The organism is Novosphingobium sp., from assembly GCF_049240505.1.
Lineage (GTDB): Bacteria > Pseudomonadota > Alphaproteobacteria > Sphingomonadales > Sphingomonadaceae > Novosphingobium.
In genome coordinates this window covers 1-1,818 of record NZ_JBMLSM010000047.1, presented here as the reverse complement: position 1 = coordinate 1,818, position 1,818 = coordinate 1, and the positions used below count along the sequence as shown (strand labels likewise).

Here is a 1,818-nt window from a genome sequence, read left to right as displayed (position 1 = left end):
CCCTGCCCAAGGGCCGCATTCTTGATGAGGCCCTGCCTCTGCTCGAGAAGGCCGGTATCGTGCCCGACGCCGATTTCTTCAACAAGGCCTCGCGCGCGCTTTCCTTCGCCACCAACCGGCCCGATGTAAAGCTCATCCGCGTCCGCGCGTTCGATGTGGCTACGTTCGTGGCCCACGGCGCGGCGCACGCGGGCGTGGTCGGGTCAGACGTGATCGACGAATTCGACTACGCCGATCTTTATGCGCCGGTCGATCTCAACATCGGCCACTGCCGCCTGTCGGTGGCAGAACCCGTCGCTATGGTTGAAAGCGGGGCAAACGCGCGCGAAAGCCATGCCCGTGTCGCCACCAAATATCCCAATCTCACCCGCCGCCATTTTGAAAAGCTGGGCGTGCAGGCAGAGGTGGTGAAGCTGAACGGCGCGATGGAACTTGCCCCCTCGCTTGGCCTTGCCAGCCGCATTGTCGATCTCGTGTCCACGGGCCGCACGCTCAAGGAAAACGGTCTGGTGGAAACCAGCCAGATCCTGCCCGTTTCGGCCCGCCTGATCGTCAATCGCGCAGCCTTGAAGACCGACAGCGCCCGCCTCGGCGCGCTGGTCGATGCCTTCCGCGCGATGGTTGCCGAAAGGCAGGCCGCCTGATGCTTCGCCTGAAATCCAGCGATCCCGATTTCGCCCGCGCCTTTGCCCGTCTGGTCAAGGACCGCCGCGAAAGCGACGAGAACGTCGCCCGCGATGTGCAGACCATCATCGATGACGTGCGCCTGCGCGGTGACGAGGCTCTGGCCGAATATACCGCCAAGTTCGATGGCCACGCCCCGGCAGAAGAAGACTGGCGCATCAGCCCCGAAGCCTGCCGCGAAGCCTTCGATGCGCTGCAGCCCGATCTTCGCGCCGCGCTGGAACTCGCCGCCCAGCGCATCCGCGATTACCACGCCGCACAATTGCCCGAAGACCGCGACTATACCGACGCCAGCGGAATGCGCCTCGGCGCACGCTGGCGCGCGGTCGATGGCGCGGGGCTGTACGTGCCAGGAGGCCGCGCGGCCTATCCGTCATCGCTGCTGATGAACGCCATCCCGGCGAAGGTCGCGGGCGTCGAACGCCTCGTCGTCGTCACCCCCACGCCCAAGGGCGAGGCCAACCCGCTGGTCCTTGCCGCCGCGCACCTTGCAGGCGCTGACGAAGTATGGCGCGTCGGCGGCGCGCAGGCCGTGGCCGCGCTCGCCTATGGCACGAAGCGCATCAAGCCGGTGGACGTGATCACCGGCCCCGGCAACGCATGGGTGGCCGAAGCCAAGCGCCAGCTTTTCGGCGTGGTCGGCATCGATATGGTCGCTGGCCCCTCGGAAATCCTCGTGATTGCCGACAGGAACAACGATCCGCAATGGATCGCCGCCGATCTGCTCAGCCAGGCCGAACATGATCCCGTCGCGCAATCGATCCTGATTACCGACGATGCCGCCTTTGCCGATATGGTTGCCGATATGGTCGGCGTCGAAATCGCCATGCTGCCCACGGCGAAGGTCGCCAAGGCGAGCTGGGACAATCACGGCGTGATCATCGTCGTCGATTCGCTGGATGAAGCGCCTGCGCTCGCCAATGCGCTTGCCGCCGAGCACGTCGAAATCGCCACCGACGATCCGCAAAGCCTGTTCGATCAGATCCGCCACGCCGGATCGGTCTTCCTTGGCCGGATGACACCCGAAGCCGTCGGCGATTACGTCGCCGGGCCGAACCACGTCCTGCCCACCGGGCGCCGCGCGCGCTTCTCATCGGGCCTTTCCGTTCTGGATTTCATGAAACGCACCAGCTT

At 65.3% G+C, this 1,818-nt stretch carries 2 protein-coding genes; both read left to right on the top strand.

Annotated elements, in window-relative coordinates; all coding sequences use genetic code 11:
* The first annotated feature begins 2 nt into the window (after window positions 1–2).
* On the top strand, window positions 3–644 hold the full coding sequence (hisG, locus tag ACOVQ0_RS04325) for an ATP phosphoribosyltransferase (protein WP_421880594.1): 642 nt from the start codon (window positions 3–5) through the stop codon (window positions 642–644).
* Window positions 644–1,818, top strand: a 1,175-nt coding sequence (gene hisD / locus ACOVQ0_RS04320; protein WP_421880592.1) for a histidinol dehydrogenase, incomplete at its 3' end; no start/stop codon positions are given. The genes hisG and hisD, both read left to right, overlap by 1 nt.